The organism is Megasphaera massiliensis (assembly GCF_036305205.1).
GTDB lineage: Bacteria > Bacillota > Negativicutes > Veillonellales > Megasphaeraceae > Megasphaera > Megasphaera massiliensis.
Genome location: NZ_JAXIXE010000014.1, coordinates 1 through 14,732 on the forward strand (window position 1 = coordinate 1; position 14,732 = coordinate 14,732).

Annotated in this window: 12 protein-coding genes and 1 pseudogene; 3 read left to right on the plus strand and 10 right to left on the minus strand. The window is 46.8% G+C overall.

Features of this window, described 5'->3' with window-relative positions; genetic code table 11:
- A partial coding sequence (locus UCI88_RS02010) for a YadA-like family protein (protein ID WP_330023951.1) occupies positions 1 to 2,225 on the minus strand: 2,225 nt, incomplete at its 3' end.
- 1,159 nt (positions 2,226 to 3,384) lie between these two features.
- Here UCI88_RS02010 and UCI88_RS02015 point away from each other — a divergent pair.
- Entirely contained in the window at positions 3,385 to 3,537 is a 153-nt protein-coding gene (locus UCI88_RS02015) for a hypothetical protein (RefSeq protein ID WP_302356883.1), read from the plus strand.
- On the opposite strand, the pseudogene UCI88_RS11420 reads toward UCI88_RS02015, so the two are convergent.
- Together UCI88_RS11420 and UCI88_RS02020 are read right to left on the minus strand one after the other, a co-directional pair.
- Positions 3,501 to 3,599: pseudogene (locus UCI88_RS11420) on the minus strand (ESPR domain-containing protein); the annotation flags it as partial. The gene UCI88_RS02015 and the pseudogene UCI88_RS11420 sit on opposite strands and share 37 nt — an antisense overlap.
- Before the next feature lie 343 nt (positions 3,600 to 3,942).
- A complete protein-coding gene (locus UCI88_RS02020; protein WP_154651881.1) occupies positions 3,943 to 4,488 on the minus strand; it encodes a TetR/AcrR family transcriptional regulator in 546 nt (181 codons plus the stop codon).
- Between the two features lie 335 nt (positions 4,489 to 4,823).
- Here UCI88_RS02020 and UCI88_RS02025 point away from each other — a divergent pair, with 335 nt between their 5' ends.
- Positions 4,824 to 5,507: an isochorismatase family protein gene (locus UCI88_RS02025; RefSeq protein WP_225069825.1), complete on the plus strand. Its 684-nt coding sequence runs from the start codon at positions 4,824 to 4,826 to the stop codon at positions 5,505 to 5,507.
- A gap of 103 nt (positions 5,508 to 5,610) precedes the next feature.
- On the opposite strand, the gene UCI88_RS02030 is transcribed toward UCI88_RS02025, so the two are convergent.
- The 6 genes from UCI88_RS02030 to UCI88_RS02055 all read right to left on the minus strand — a co-directional run bounded on the left by UCI88_RS02030 (position 5,611) and on the right by UCI88_RS02055 (position 11,583).
- The gene (locus UCI88_RS02030) at positions 5,611 to 7,128 is read right to left on the minus strand and encodes an ABC transporter permease/substrate-binding protein (RefSeq protein WP_256179838.1); all 1,518 of its coding nucleotides are present in this window, start codon (positions 7,126 to 7,128) and stop codon (positions 5,611 to 5,613) included.
- 3 nt (positions 7,129 to 7,131) lie between these two features.
- A complete protein-coding gene (locus tag UCI88_RS02035) occupies positions 7,132 to 7,851 on the minus strand; it encodes an ABC transporter ATP-binding protein (protein WP_330023952.1) in 720 nt (239 codons plus the stop codon).
- Positions 7,844 to 8,290 (minus strand): MarR family winged helix-turn-helix transcriptional regulator, encoded by a 447-nt coding sequence (locus UCI88_RS02040; RefSeq protein ID WP_256179840.1) that lies wholly within the window; start codon positions 8,288 to 8,290, stop codon positions 7,844 to 7,846. Before UCI88_RS02040 ends, UCI88_RS02035 begins: the two co-directional genes overlap by 8 nt.
- Positions 8,283 to 9,239 carry a zinc-binding dehydrogenase gene (locus tag UCI88_RS02045; RefSeq protein WP_256179841.1) on the minus strand — a complete coding sequence of 319 codons (957 nt, stop codon included), beginning with the start codon at positions 9,237 to 9,239 and terminating at the stop codon, positions 8,283 to 8,285. The genes UCI88_RS02040 and UCI88_RS02045 overlap by 8 nt, the downstream gene beginning before the upstream one ends.
- A 326-nt stretch (positions 9,240 to 9,565) precedes the next feature.
- Complete coding sequence (locus UCI88_RS02050) at positions 9,566 to 10,792, minus strand: transposase (RefSeq protein WP_256179842.1); 1,227 nt, start codon at positions 10,790 to 10,792, stop codon at positions 9,566 to 9,568.
- Positions 10,793 to 11,049: 257 nt separating this feature from the next.
- Positions 11,050 to 11,583, minus strand: a complete 534-nt coding sequence (locus tag UCI88_RS02055; RefSeq protein ID WP_256179843.1) for an RNA 2'-phosphotransferase — start codon at positions 11,581 to 11,583, stop codon at positions 11,050 to 11,052.
- Positions 11,584 to 11,750: 167 nt separating this feature from the next.
- On the opposite strand from UCI88_RS02055, the gene UCI88_RS02060 reads away from it, so the two are divergent.
- The gene (locus tag UCI88_RS02060) at positions 11,751 to 13,379 is read left to right on the plus strand and encodes a malolactic enzyme (protein ID WP_302356886.1); all 1,629 of its coding nucleotides are present in this window, start codon (positions 11,751 to 11,753) and stop codon (positions 13,377 to 13,379) included.
- A 99-nt stretch (positions 13,380 to 13,478) separates the two neighbouring features.
- Here the strand turns inward: UCI88_RS02060 and UCI88_RS02065 are convergent, their stop codons facing one another.
- A complete protein-coding gene (locus tag UCI88_RS02065) occupies positions 13,479 to 14,720 on the minus strand; it encodes a dicarboxylate/amino acid:cation symporter (RefSeq protein ID WP_044504333.1) in 1,242 nt (413 codons plus the stop codon).
- Between the last annotated feature and the right edge of the window lie 12 nt (positions 14,721 to 14,732).

Here is a 14,732-nt window from a genome sequence, read left to right on the forward strand (position 1 = left end):
GAAGCTTTAGAGTAGTTTGAATATTCATTGCTGCTTCCAAACTTGACGCTGACACCGGCGTTGAACATGTTTTCCCCGCCGCCCATGCTGGTGCCGATGGAGAAGAGGACGTCGTTCGTCGGCCGATAAAAGGCGCCGATGGCGACGGCATTGGCCGATTTGTAATTGCCGTAACCGGCTGCAAAGTCCCACTTCGCACTGGGATCATAGTCCTGGGGATGAAGGGCCGCTAAGGCTGCGGAACCGGCACCGACGCGGTTGATGCGCGTATCGAGGTTGCTGACCCGACTGTTCAAGTTGGTCACGTTATTTGAAATGTTGGTGATAGATTCCGTGTTGGTTTTCACCTGACTATCCAAGACCGATAAGTTTTCAGCGGCAGAATTAGCCTGTTTTACGTATTCACCGTCTTTAGCCACGCGGGTTTCCTGGTACACCGTGTCGCCGGTGACGATGCCCGTATTGCCCGATTCTACCTTGCCGTCGGTCACGACGTCGAGGGTGTATTCCGTGCCGCCGTAGTCATTGGTTTTTTCCGTGTAGTCGATGTGTTTGCCCTTGGAAATGGTGTTCTTGGTATCAATGGCCGATCCGATTTTATCCAACTCGACGCTGCCCGACACCTTATTGCCGCTCGTATCTTCGATTTCCAGTTTCAACTTATTGCCGTTGAGGCTGAGAGCACTGTCGGAGTCCTTAAGTGTCGTATCCTTCGCGGTAATCTTGTAGCTGTTTTCCGTAGAGCCTTTTTCAACGGTAATATTATCACCCGCTTCAATAGTTGTCTTACCTTCCTTCACAGCATCTGAAATAGACTGTTGAACCTGTTTCAGCTGGGCCACGTTGACCGCATCCGTGTCAGCACTGCCGGCAGCAACATTGGTAATCTGGCGAGTCGCTTGCCCGGTTGTTCCATCACTATAATTAACTTGTCCACCGACAGATACGGCACCGAGAACGGATTTCCAAGCAGCCGTGTTGCTGGTGGATTCTTTTTTAGTCAACGGATCATAGCCAAAAATACCACCGACTCTATCAGCCGTGCTAAAGGAACCTAAAGCAACCCCTTGGGTGACTGTGGCTTTGGCTGCAGTACCTAAGGCAGTAGCATAAAATCCGCTTACCACACTACTGGTTCCCAATGCGAGTGCCGAAGTATTCGTAGCTTTCGCATTAGTACCAAGCGCAATGGCATATGCACCTTGAGCCATTGTCGTTGTTTCATCACGATTATTATTACCAATCGCAATGGCCCAATCGCCATCAACCTTGGCAGAGTTACCCACCGCTAAGCCCATTTCACCTTTTACCGTCAAATAGTTACCTAAAGCAATGCGCAATTGACCGCCTTCCAGCATACTGCCTTCAATGGAGTTCCCATGACCAAAGGATGTACCTAAGGTATTTACATGAGAACTTGTACCGACAGCAATACTGCCGCCACTTACGGTATTCAATAACCCTACGGCAACGTTCTGATCGGAGCCGTAATCATTCTTTGTATAGGTCCAGCTATTTCCATTTTGCACAGCCGTATAGCCGACCAAGTTACCGACGCCGAGAACGGTATTCTGCTCGCCAAATACTTTAGTCGTTTTATAATCGCCATTTTCGTAATCCGTAGCAAACACGGCATTATGCGTACCGTCGACATCGATATTTTGACCGACGACGATGCTGCTATTAAAATTATTTTTGTCCCCTACGACACTGACATTATTGCCTAAAACAGTACTGTTATTCCCGCTCGACTTAGAAGAAATACCGATAACGATACTGTCTGTACCGGTTGCCCCATCGTTTGCGTAATTCGTGCCGGTAGAAGTTTGAGAACTCTTGGTAGAGAAATAATGAACGGAATTAGAATCAAGCTGTGTCTGAACTTTCTTCAGCTGGGCTACGTTGACGGCATCCGTATCGGCGCTACCGGCCGCAACATTGGTAATTTGACGAGTTTTAACATTAGCACTATCGGTGCTGTCCCCAACAGAAACAGCAGCTAAGGTCGATTTCCAAGTACCGGTTGTATCCGTCGAAGCATCTTTAGTCGCCGGATCATAACCGGCTTTACCGGCTGCCGTACTGGCTACCGCTTCAGCCCCTAAGGCTACACCGCCGCTTTGGGTTACATCTGTATTGTAGCCGAGCATGACGGCGTTTTCGATGTTATCCGTATGTTTGGAAGTCGGTGTGCGTTTTGTTACCTCATATTCGGCATCAAACAATGGATAATACGGCGAAGAGTACGTTATAGTTTCTTTCGTTTCTGTATAATCACGAGAGCCTAGAATTACATTGTGATTACCACCGCTCATTTGATGATAATCACCTAAGATAACATTATCCTCACTATTCGTTACAATATTTCCAGTACCTACAATAGCAGTGCGTTTAATATTTGTACCAGTATTTTCATAGCCACTCATCATATTATAGGCACTAATGCTGTCAGAACTCCCTTTTATAATATTACCGGTCCCTATAATTTGAGATAGATTAGAATAATCCGATTGATTCGCATTCCCGAATACTACCGTAGAGCCACCAGTATATTTAAGTGCATCAAGGGCCGTATTTCGAACGGTATCATAGTCAAGAGCTTTACCGGCAGACATATTTGTAGAGTCCATGGCTAACCCAAACGCGATATTGCTTAAATTACCAACATCCCCTGCCCCCACAGAATTCGTAACATCATTCCCCGAGCCTAAGATAAGGGTTCCTCTCGCATTTTTAGTATCATTAAAAGTACCTACAACACTATTAGCGGTACCATCAATTCCTGAATTATCAGTGCTGTCATCGAAACCATATCTTGATCGGTTAAATGCGCCATATATTGTGGCAAACTCAGCTGACATACGCTGATTACCACCTTCGATAATGGAATTAAATCCACTAACTGTTTGGAACATGCCACCAACATAAGAACTATTCCCTAACAATACACTACCGCCACCTTCTGATAATGTATCATATCCAAGAATAACATTAGCACCAGCGGAGGCTTCACCGGTATATGGTTGAGCAAGCGAACCAATAACGATAGATTTACTCCCAAAAATATATTGATTGTCCCCAATAATAATGGCCGAAGTAGGATTTCCTAATCTATTATTATTTCCAATGATAGTCAATGATTCATTACCGGTCATATACGTATCATTGCCAGTTATTTTATTTCCCTTACCGATAAGTATATCCATTACGGTATCAGTTCTGGTTTCTTGTTTACCGGATACAGTTCCCTGATTTCTATCCTGAACAATATTTTTATCGCCAATAACAACTTGGCTCTTACTGTTAGTTACGGTATTTTCATCACCAATTATCGTAGAGTTATCGGCTCCTGAGACTGTATTTACGGTTCCATTATCCGAATTAATGACAATTGGATCCGCTGCCAACGACTGGGATCCTAAGGACAGGCTCAATCCCGCCAAAACCAAAGCCGTCAAGGCCGTCCTTCTGATACCACGGCTTCCGCTGCCGTTACTTTTAGTCCGACTTTTGGCCATTTCCGATACGACGACGTAGCAATGTTTGGCCCGACTCCAAATGACGCGATAAATCTTGTTCATAAAAAAGCTCCTTTCCATTCCGTTATTATTTTCGCTTTATATATAAGTATATATAATTTATAAACAATAGTAAATATTGTCGTTATTTTGTCGTTTTTATAATATTTTCGAGCCATTTTATCGGTTATCGGCGAGAGTCCTCTAAATACTTTTTTTCATATAAAAAAGAACGACAGAAACTTCACTCTTTCCAGTGACGATTCTGTCGTTACTTTATACGGTTTACCTTCAATCATAAAACATGTAACATAGCCTTAATCCACGTATCCGCCAAATTAACGGCCCCTTCCGCCGGCCTCATCAACACACGAAGTGCTGCCATCTATGCGGCTGAATAGGATGCCCGGCATAATATCGCGATTTAACTCCATTTATCACAGTTCAGCCCTCGTAGAATAAATTGCAGGATTCTTTTTTGCAGGCGATACCACTCGTTTTCTTTTAGTGCCAATAAATTTCGGTTAACCGCACTGCTTCCATTGACGATAAATTGAAAAAGGAGTTCTGCCTCATCTTGGCTCATATGCAGCTCTTTCATGAGTACCGGAACAATTTTAGGACTTTCATGCTGATAGATTTTCTCAACGATCATCGGAGCTACATCCCGATCCTTTACCAGAAAGCGATAGTCTTCAAGTTCCAAATATTTATGGCAGGGAGGGAACAGAGACCGATCCCTCGGTAATTCGGCATCATTCGTTTGGTTTAACATGGCTTGCAATTCTTTAAGAGAACCCTTCTTTTCATTTGGCGTCATATGATCGATGAGATGGAGGCTATCGTTAATAATCTCCTCTAATAAGTCATCAATCGTGTTGTAATATAAATAGAAAGTACCTCTGGCAATATGTGCTTCTTGGCAAAGGACGGTAATACGGATGTCCCGGAAAGGCTTTGTTTTCAACATACGCAGTAATGTTTCTTTTATGTGATTTCGAGTATAGCTGGATACGTGTCGTTTCGTTTCTGTCTTTTTATTTCGGCTTTGAGTCAATGTGTTTCTCCTTACTGTTGAAATCATAGATGAATGATTATCTTTTATTTTATCACGGAGAATAGGGTTTCTGTAAAAATAGAGACCAACTCTAGACACATTTCAATTTCTGTATATTATTTTGAGAACCTATCATCTAACTATATACATATTCCAATTTCTGTATATTGTTTTCGAATATAGCCATTATTATAATCAAGGTGTAAGGCTTACTTATTGATGGTTGTTTTAGACGAAAGGAGATTACTATGGAACTTTACAAAAACTTTGATGGAAAAGCCCCCATGATTGACGTGAATGATGCGGCCATGCTGCTCATTGACCACCAGAGCGGTTTATTCCAATGTATTGGCGATATTGATTTCCTGCGCATTCGTGACAGAGCCATTGCGCTGGCTGAAGCGGCGACGTTAGTAAATATGCCCGTTATTACCACCGCTTCCGTCCCCCAAGGTCCAAACGGTCCGTTGATTCCGGAACTCCATGAAGCCGCTCCCCATGCGGTATATGTAGCTCGCCGCGGAGAAGTTAATTCTTGGGATTGCAAAGAATTCGTAGACGCCGTAAAAGCAACCGGCAAAAAGACCTTAATCATTGCCGGTACGGTAACCAGCGTTTGCATGGCCTTACCGGCTCTTTCCGCGGTAAACGAAGGATACCGTGTATTTGCAGTGCCCGACGCTTCCGGTACGTATTCACAAGAAGCAGCTATCGCTACCATGATGCGCCTTACCCAAGCGGGGGTCGTTATAACTGACGCCGGTGCCGTATTAGCCGAATTACAGCGCACCTGGCATACACCAAAAGCCGACGCCTGGGCTCAGATTTGGGGCCGTATTTTCACCAACTATCGGCTGCTGTTAGAAAGCTATGCCAAAGCCGTAGAAGTAACGAAAACAGGCGAACCGATGGATAACGAACGGGAAGACTAATCTTTTACTCGTTCACCATTGATTGATAAAATGTAAGCCTCTCATAAAGTAAGGCCGACGGAGCTAGTTTGTACTAGTTCTGTCGGCCTTTTGTGTCTTTCTGCTACTCCTTGAGCAGTCCTTTCGATACTAAGTACGCCCGCGCTACGTCGGCGGCCGGCTTGCCTTCGATATCGACTTCGTAATTCATCTTGAGCATTTCTTCCGTCGTAATCATGTTGGCCAGCTTATTCAACACCGGTACCAATTGAGGATACTTTTTGATGGTGTCGGCCCGAAGGAGAGGTGCTCCCTGATAGGGCGGGAACAGGCCTTTGTCGTCTTCCAGCATGACTAAATCATGAGTTATGATTTCCGGGTCTGTCGAGAAGACGTCGATGACGTCGACATTGTCCTTGTCGATGGCTTCATAACGAAGGCTCGGCTCCATGGTGACAACGGAAAGATTCAGGTCGTACAGGGATTTCAGGCCCTTATTGCCGTCTTCGCGGTCGTTAAATTCTAAGGAGAAACCGGCTCTGGCCGTGTTTTCCACCTTTTTCAAATCGGAAATCGTCTTGAGGCCGTACTGCTCGGCATAGGAGCGTTTCACGGCAATGGCATAGGTATTTTGGTATTCCATCGGTTCCAGCAGGATCAAGTCATCTTGTTTCAAGATTCCCGCTTTAGCCGCTTCATAAACGGTTTCCGGATTGTTCGACAAGCCCGTCATAGGCGGCTTAATCAAGGACGACGTGACCGTTCCCGTAAATTCGGGGTACATGTCGATGGAGCCGTTTTTCAGAGCTTCATATAAGAAGCTGGTCTTCCCGAAACTGGGCTTTACGGTCACCTTGATATCCGTTTCGTCTTCGATCAGGTCTTTGTACATGTTGATTAAAATTTCCGGTTCCGACCCTAATTTTCCGGCCGCGATGAGGGTATTCCCGGACAGGCCGCCGATGTTGACTGTCGATAAGACCAAGAGGGCCAAGGCCGTCACGAAGGACAGGCCGATGACTTTTAACGAGCGTTTTTCTAAGAACTTGATGAGGGCGCTGACGACGACAGCCAATAAGGCCGCCGTAATGGCCCCGATGAGGATGAGGGCCGAATTGTTCCGATCGATGCCGAGGAGAATGAAGGTCCCCAATCCCCCGGCACCGATCAAAGCTCCGAGGGTCGCCGTCCCGATGAGCATGACCGACGACGTGCGGATGCCGCCGATAATAGACGGCATGGCCAGGACGAGTTCAAATTTTTTCAGCTTTTCCATACGGCTCATGCCGAAGGCTTCGGCCGCTTCCTGAAGGAGGGGATCGATGCCCTGAAGGCCCGTAATAGTGTTCTGCAAAATGGGAAACAGGCCGTAGATGACCAAGGCCACGATGGCCGGCACCTTGCCGATTCCCAGGAAAGGAATGAACAGCCCCAACAGTGCCAGGGACGGGATGGTCTGTAAAATTCCTGCTAGCTGCAGGGTTACTTCCGAGGCTTTCTTATACTTTACGACAAAGATGGCAAAGGGCACGGCCAGTAAGATGGCCACAAAGAGGGCAATCATCGAAATCTGCACGTGTTCCAACAATAATTGTACCAATTCGCCCTGTCGTTCACTAAATGTACTCATTAAGTTTTCCATAGTTTACCCCTCGTAGAAAAAACGTTTGACAACTTCATGGGCCGGATGGTCCTCGACCGCCTGCGGCGTGTCGAGCTGTACGACTTCACCGCTGCTCATGACGCAGAGGCGGTCGCCGAGTTTTACGGCTTCGGCCATATCGTGGGTGACAAAGACGATGGTCATTTTAAAGGTTTCGTGGAGGTGCTTGATGAGCTCCTGCAATTGATTGCGGCTGATGGGATCGAGGGCGCTGAAAGGTTCATCCATGAGGAGGATGTCCGGTTTGGCCACGATGGCCCGCAGGATGCCGACGCGCTGCTGTTCGCCGCCGGAAAGGTCACGGGGATAGCGGTTCATATACTGATCGGCATCGAGGCCGACCAAGGACAGATAGGCGCGGATTGTCTTCTGCCGCTCTGCCTTGGGCCAGCCCTTCATTTCCGGGATGATCTCGATGTTTTCATAGACCGTCAAATTGGGAAAGAGGGCCCCGGTCTGGAGGACGTAGCCGATGTTCATGCGCAGCTTTCTCGGCTCGAGCTGACTGATGTCGCTCCCATCGATGAGGACCGTCCCTTCCGTCGGCGTCAAGAGGCGGTTGATCATCTTTAGGGTCGTCGTCTTGCCGCTGCCGCTGGTCCCGACGATGACAAAGAACTCGCCGCTCTTAATGGTTAAGCTCATGTGCTGTAAGGCCGGTTTCTTGTCGTAAATCTTACTCACATTTTTAAATTCAATCATGGTAGTCACCTATATTCCTTGCCAGTGCATCATTAAACTTACGACTAACGCGTAATAAAAGATCTCGCTCATCTGGTGTGAGCTCACTCATGGCCAGCATTTCCGCTTCTTCCAATAAGTCCAGGACCGACGCCGCGTAAGCTCGCCCTTCTTCAGTCAGTTTGATTCGTTTGATGCGCTTGTCGCCGGGATTTTCTTCAAAACGGAGGTAGCCCTTTTCTTTAAAAGACTTGATCGTCGCATTGACGACTTGCTTCGTCGAATAGGTCTTTTGGGCAATCTCATTTTGGGGAATCCCTTCGGGATTGTAGTAAATCCACATCAAGATGAGCATGGACTTGCTCTGAAGGCCCCGTTTTCTGGCGTAATTCTCAAAAATCGACAGTTGATGGTCCCGAATCCGAGAATAGGCCTTCGTCTGTTGATAAATGTCAGTCATTGATTACCACCACCTTACCGAAACTTTTGGCACTGTCCAAATAAGCCTGAGCCTCTCGAATGTCCCGTAAGGAGAAGATTTTCTCCGGCGCCGCGTCGATATGGTATTTCGCAATCATGTCGAACAAGGCCTGCAAAGCCCCTTCATCGACGAGTCCGGAATAGAAGCCCGTAATGTACTTGCCGCTCCCCAATTCCATAATGACGTCGAAATCGTCGAGGGTCCATTTTCCGCCCAAGAGGCCGGTATTGCAGAGAATTCCGTCATCTTTCAGATGGGCCAAACTGTCGGCCATGGCGGATGGACCGACTAAGTCGGCAATTTTATCAAAGGATAATTCCGTATCGAGGCAACCGCTATGGTCGACGATGACTTCGTCAAATCCGGCTTCCATCAGCCGGTCGGTCTTGCCGGCATTGCGCGTCGATCCGTACAAGTGCGCCTTTGGGTATTTCCCTTTCAGGAGTTTGGCAAAGGCCACGCCTACGCCGCTTGAAGCACCGCGGACGAGGACGGCATCGGAGTCTTCGATCTTCAAATTTTTCAAGGTTCCAAAAGCCGTGTGGTACGTTTCCGGAACGGCGGCCATGGTCGGCCAATCTAAGTCGGTCTGCACCTTGTAAATCTGTTCGTTCGGCAAAAGAACGTATTCAGCGTAAGAGCCGTCAAAGGCCCGCCCCATTTCCCCCATAATAGACACGACTTTCGTCCCTTCGGGAATCCTTTCCGGTTCCGTGCTGTCGGTGACGATGCCGACACATTCAATGCCCAAAATCCGCGGAAAGTGCACCGATTCCGAATAGCCCTCTCGGGTGAATATTTCCGAGCGATTGATGCCAAAGCCCTTTACCTTCACCAAGGACCAGCCCGGTTTTACCGTCGGCGTATCGACGTCCTGATAGATGAGCTTGTCGACGCCGCCGGCTTCATAGATGACGACCGCTTTCATGACATTCCCCCCTTATGTTCCAAGCTATCCCGACGCCTTTCATCACCCGGGATTTTAAATATGAGTGGATGAGTCCAACATCGGGATATAATTAGTCAAAACTTTTTACTATTTAACTATAAAACAAAAGGAGCCCATTAGTCAAATGATTTGACCAACAGACTCGTTGACGATTTTGCAATTTTAAGTCAACTGCTCACCACCTAACACCTACGGTGTTTGAGGTGGGAGCTTGTAAGTCGGAGTTACATAGGTATTAGCGATATTATCTCCCTAATTCCGCCTACATCATCGGGCAGTTGACAATGCCCGTTTTGCCAAGGAGTTTACTCCGAGGCAGTTGTTATTCTTTCGTATCGAGGGTTGTTGTCTCCAGAAATCCACAGTGTACCAAGAAGTTGAATATTCATAGCTCCGATACGATCATCGTTGGACCGATATCCACACTGACAACTATATAGATGTCTGTGATGGTCACGGTTTTCTTTGTGGATAGTTCCACACTTTGGACAACGCTGTGAAGTGTATTTTGCTGAAACTTTTAGCACTTCTGAACGATTTTCGTGCGCTTTGTAAGTTAGAAATTGTTCTAATTGGTAAAATGACCAGCTTCGTAGATCGTATTTCTGTTTTGCAGTTCTGGATAGATTCGATTCCTCGAAACTCACGCCTGTTAAATCTTCAAGTACAAATAGCGTATCTTTACCATATTTCTGAACGAGTGTCTTAGAAATCTGATGATTTACATCAGACATCCAACGGTTCTCTCGTCCTGAAATAGCTTTTAGTTTACGCTTTGCTGATTTCGTGCCTTTGGATTGAAGCTGGCAACGAACTTCCTGAAATTTATGTCGTTTTATGGCAACCTTTCGCCCAGAAATAAATTCAGTTTTGCCCTGTCCATCGTAGCTGACAGTTAAAAAACGCAATCCACGGTCAATACCGACAACGTGGCGGACGTTCTCTGTCTGAAACTCTTCGACAACCTTAGTAGCAGGAATATGCAGATACCATACTCCTTTGAGTTCAACTAGTTTTGCCGTTCCAAGGCTCCACGAACCGTCAAGATATTCGGCGAAATGCTCACCTCGAAATGTACATTTCGTTCGTTTGTTAAGGGTATTAATGGACAGTGTTTTCCCATCATCAACAAAGCTATAGTCACGATTACGAACTAAATCAGCTTGCGGACGGCTGAACAATACAGGTTTCCAAAGCCACTCAAGTGTCTTGGTACTATATTTCCAGTTGCCATTTTCATCCTTGTATTTGTATGGATTTTGGAAAAGCTGTTGCTTGACTGTCTTATAGCGGGCAATAGTTGTCTTGATTGCAGACTGTGCTAGCTGTGACTTTAAACCAAACTGACTACGAAGGTTACTGTATAACTCTCTATTAAGGCTTTGGTAAGCCAAATTAAATTGATTATCAAAAATATGCTTTGACACAAAGTTACAAGCCTGACGATATTGTTCAGTCATCTGTCGAAGAAGGAGTTCCTGTTCTGGAGAAATATTGATGCGAAGTTTTATAGTTTTGGTTAGGTCGGACATTTTATCACCTGCCTTTCTAAAGTTATATTACTTTCATCAAAAATATTATACAATATATTTTGCTGATATCATAGTATTTTTAGAAAGTGAGGTGAGGGGGGCATTCCTCCCCGACCTAAGAGGTCGGAGTATCCTGCCCGCATTTTAGATGAAACCGAGGAGATAATGCAGATGCTAAAAGAGCGACGCCTCGAAACGTTCTCCTTCACGGGTACGGCCCTTCCCATGGGATATTTCGGATTACGTTTTAAGGAGCGTTAATACCGCGTCAAAAACTGTGGCTCTACCCGTTTCGTCAGCCAGACACCGTTTACCGAGCGGTAAAAGACAAGGCCTTTTCGATGCATGTCGCCGCTGCTCACGCAAAAGATGACGGGTCTTCCATGGCGGCGGCCGACGTTTTCCGCCGTCTTCACGTCGCCCGAAAGGTGGACGTAGAGCCGTGACTTCGGTACCAAGCCTTCTCGCTCGATAGCCTCGGCGTATTTTTCACCCGTCCCGTGATAGAGGATGTCCGGCGGCGTCACGATGGGAAGCTCGACGTCGACATCGATGGAATGGCCTTGATTGGCCCGTATCTTAGTCTTGTCTTCGTTGAAAGAATACCGCTGCTTGTTGTCCGTCCTGACGATTTCTTCTAACATCTGCCGGTCGAGAGGATATTTTTTCCCCACGCCCTGTATGAGTTCATCCACATCGGCCCAGCCATGCTCGTCGAGTCGGACATCGGCCGCCCAGGGTTTATGCCGCAACACGAGGCTGATAAAGCGGCTGGTCTTGGTCAAATCCATGATAGAAACACTCCTTTCCCTACTCCTAAATTATAGCAAAGATGGGCATTTCCTGCATTCCCCTAAAAAAATGCTATAACAAATAGATATGATACTGTCCAATTTTTATCCGCTATGATACAATGAAAAAAATCAAAAAATTTATCGTTTCTGAAAGGAGTAGGCCTATGAAAAAAGGTTATGAATTATTAAATGATCCCTTCCTCAATAAGGGTACGGCATTTTCCATGGAAGAAAGAGCTGAACTCGGCCTTATCGGTCTCTTGCCGCCGACAGAGCAGACGATCGAAGTCCAGGCACAGCAGGTATACGGCAATTTTCAGACGAAGCCCAACGTCAGCGAAAAGCGCCATTACCTCATGAATATTTTCAGCCGCAATCGGACGCTCTTTTACTACGTCTTCAAACAGCACATCGCTGAATTCATGCCGATCATCTACGACCCGGGCATTGCCGAAAGCATCCGCGAATACAGCCAGTTTTTCATAACCCCGCAAAATGCAGCCTACCTTTCCGTAGACCATCCCGAACAAATCGAAGAGTCCCTGAAAAATACCGCCATGGGCCGCGATATCGAACTCATCGTCGTCACCGATGCCGAAGCCATCTTAGGAATCGGCGACTGGGGCACCAACGGCGTCGGTATCTCGACGGGGAAACTCATGGTCTATACGGGAGCGGCCGGCATCGACCCGGCCAAGGTCCTACCCGTCGTCATCGATGCCGGTACCAACCGTCAAAGCCTCCTTGACGATCCCCTTTATTTCGGCCTGCGCCATAAACGAGTCGACGATGACACGTACTATGCCTTCGTCGATAAATTCGTAAAACAAGTTGAATCGATGTTCCCCCGCCTCTACCTCCACTTTGAAGACTTCGGCCGCGGCCATGCTGCCGTCCTCCTCCAAAAATACGTCGATACCTATCCCGTCTTCAACGACGACATCGAAGGAACGGGCATCATCACCTTGTCCGGCGTCCTCGGCGCCCTGGCCATTACCGGCGAAAAACTGGCCGACCAGCGTTACATGTGCTTCGGTGCCGGCACGGCAGGCTGCGGCATTGCCAAACGGATTTATCAGGAAATGATCGATCAGGGCCTGTCAGAAGATGATGCCAAGAGCCGTTTTTACCTCGTCGACAAAGAGGGCCTCTTATTCGATGACATGAGTGATTTGACACCGGAACAAAAGCCTTTCGCCAGAAAACGCTCGGAATTTGCCGACGCCGCCTCCCTTACGACCTTAGAGGCTGCCGTCAAGGCCGTTCATCCGACCATCCTCGTCGGCACGTCGACCAAGAGCGGTGCCTTTACCGAAGCCGTCGTAAAAGAAATGGCCTCAAAAGCCGATCGGCCCATGATCTTCCCCCTCAGTAACCCGACAGAACTTGCCGAAGCCAAGGCCGAAGACCTCATCCGCTGGACTGACGGCAAAGCCTTAGTGGCAACGGGCATCCCGACCGATCCCGTCACCTATAACGGCGTCACCTACGACATCGGCCAGGCCAACAACGCCCTCATCTATCCGGGTCTGGGCCTTGGTGTCATCGCCTCAGGGGCCAAACTTCTGACCGATAAAATGATCTCCGTCGCCGCCCACGCCATCGGCGGCATCGTAGATGCAAATAAACCGGGCGCCGCCGTCCTGCCGCCGGTAACCAAACTCGACCAATTTTCAGAAACCGTCGCCATCGCCGTAGCTAAAGAAGCCGGAAAAGAAGGCTTGAATAGAAACGACGTCTCCGATCCCGAAGCCTGCATCAAAACCTACAAATGGGAACCGGCTTATAAATAAGATGACAGATAGTACGGAATCAGAAAACTAAATAGAAAGATAAAAAGCCATGGATTCATGTACAAACACAAATCCATGGCTCTCTTCTAATACACTACTTTACGTTTCATCCGTAATTACTTTTCTGCCTTCATAAATGTCCATGTCCATCTTGCCTAAGCGTTTGCCAATAATCGCTGTACCGACGAGATCACTCGTATTATTCAACAAGGTGTGCGGCGGATCAATGACCGGCCAAATAGCTGCAAAGATGGGGATAACATCGAGAGGCATACCAATCGCCTGTAAGAGTACGGTACTCATTACGATACCAGCCCCTTTTACCCCAGCAGCGCCAACAGAAAGGATAATTCCTAAGAATATGTAGAGAACTAATTTAGCAAAAGTAATTTCAACCCCATAAATATTGGCACAAAAGATGCATGCCAGACCAATAAATACAGCAAAACCATTCATCCCGCAAGTATTACCCAGAGGCAGTGTAAATCCATACACGTTTTCCGGCAAGCCCAATTTTTGCCCTGCAGTTTTAAGAGATACCGGCAAGGTAGCTGCCGACGATGTCGTAGTAATGGCAACTATCATAGGCTGCGAAATCTTACGGAAAAAGCGGATAGGGCCTAATCCGGCAAGACCTTTCAACATGGCCGGATACATGATTAGGAAGAAAATGATGCAGGTAATGTAATCAGCGGCAATCAGAGCGATTACATCCTTTACCGTAGCCCCACTGATAGTCGTAACCATCGTAGCCATGAGGGAGGCGATACCTATGGGAGAAAATGCCATAACAAAATCAGTAATTTTCAACATGACGAGAGCGCCCTGGTCAATGATTTTTACAAAATCATTAACCTGTTTGCTGAGGAATAAGATTGCAACCCCTAAAAATAAGGAAAAAACGATAATTTGCAACATATCTTGTTTGACAAAAGACTCGAACACATTCGCAGGAAACCAACTAACTACATTATTAATAAAATTATAGTCAACATTTTTGACATTAGCCCCAGCCTGGAGAAACTCGGTGGTTCCCGAACCAATGCCTAAGAACATTCCAACAAACGTCCCTAAAGCAGCTGCTAACCCGGATGTGATTAAGATATAAGCAACAAATCGAAGTCCGATACTGACTAATTGCTTGACATCCCCCATCTTACAGACACCACTGGTAATACTGAAAAAGACCAAAGGGACAATAAGCATCTTCAACATGCGAAGGAATACTTCACCTAAAGGGGACAACATTTTTGTTAGATCAGGAGAAGCAAAGCCGATAATAAAACCGATAACGATACCAATGAGAATGCGGGTACCTAACCCTAGTTTTTTGAGTAACATATTGGATTGCTC